Annotated in this window: 1 protein-coding gene; it reads right to left on the minus strand. The window is 45.4% G+C overall.

Translation table 11 applies throughout. The features are described from left to right. Positions 1 to 1336: alginate lyase family protein (locus tag Q0256_RS00180; RefSeq protein WP_297958947.1), on the minus strand; the 1336-nt coding region annotated here is incomplete at both ends.

Below are 1336 nucleotides of genomic sequence, written 5' to 3' on the forward strand. Positions count from 1 at the left end.
TCGATAATCTCCAGCCCGCCCTCTTTTATCTCAAATTTTCTAATAATTTTTACGCCTTTGTATTCTGCGGCGAGGCTTATAAAATTTTCTCCAAAATCTGCAACTTCGCACCTGCATTCCGCAAACATCCCAAATAGTCCTATCGCCCCCTTGCCCCAACTATTTTGCTCCAGATCTTCCACAATCGGCACGTTGTGCGCTTTGATGCTTCTAAATTCATTTCTCCTATCTGGAAGCGGCGTATAAAGATAGGTGCCGGGATCCTTTGCTATGTCGCGCCCGTCTATCCACAGCTCGTAGCCTAGCTTATCGTTGTGCGTGTGTCCGCCGTGGTCATTCTGTCCAAGCGGCGTAGCGCAGACGGCGAGGTAAAATTTGCTGGATTTAAAGATAAAAATTCCGCTGTCCGGATAAAATATATTTTTGATCTCTTGCGAACTCGCAATTTTAAATTCCATACTTTTTCGGTGCGGCAGTTCTCCGAATTTCACGCCCGAAGCGACCTGGCTTTTGTATGTTTTATCGCCTGCTTGCAGCGTGCGCCCCGCAAGAGCTCTCGTAAAACTCCCCTCAAAACGCATATCGTTTTTAAATATCTCATCGTCAAAAATTCCGCCCATGCAGCTAATTAGCGTGGAATGGTTTAAAATATTTTCGTCCCAAAACGGCTCGTCGCCGCCCTCAAAGCCGCTTAAATTTAGATATTTTCGCGCAGCTTGTTCATTACTCAAAAACTCGCCGTTTGGGCTAAATTTAAAAAACCTGCCGCTATCGTTATCGCCGAATTGCGGCACTTCGCCGTTTGGTTTCGTGATGTCTACGGTAAATCTGCCGATTTTATACAGCCTGTCCACAAACCACTGCGGCAGCGCTATTTCTCCGTTTAAAATTTTAAATTCCTGCTCCTCCGGCGACAAAAGTTTCGGCTTTTTGCGCCAAAGCTTTACATCGTAATTTTTTAGCGATGAAATTTTTTCACTTTTTAGACCCAGTATCATAGCCGTAGCATACGCCATCAGCTCGCCGCTTAGGCGGTGATAGCTCGTAGAACTCTCGAAATTTCCGCCATCCTCGTAAAATTCCTTTTTCATTTCGCTAATTATCTCTTGGAGGGCAAACGCTAGCCACGCGTCTATCTCGCCATCGCCGTTCAAATACGCGCACGCAAACAGCAGCCCCACGATGTCGCTTAGATAGTGATTTGACGTAAGATGCGGCGAATACTCCAGATTATTTACGATATGAAGAGCGTGCTCGTAGACGCTATTTGAAAAGGCCTGCTTAAAATTTTGATCTAAAATTCCACCCTCATCCATCTGGCAAAACATATCGTAAG

This window comes from uncultured Campylobacter sp. (assembly GCF_937949835.1).
Taxonomy (GTDB): domain Bacteria; phylum Campylobacterota; class Campylobacteria; order Campylobacterales; family Campylobacteraceae; genus Campylobacter_B.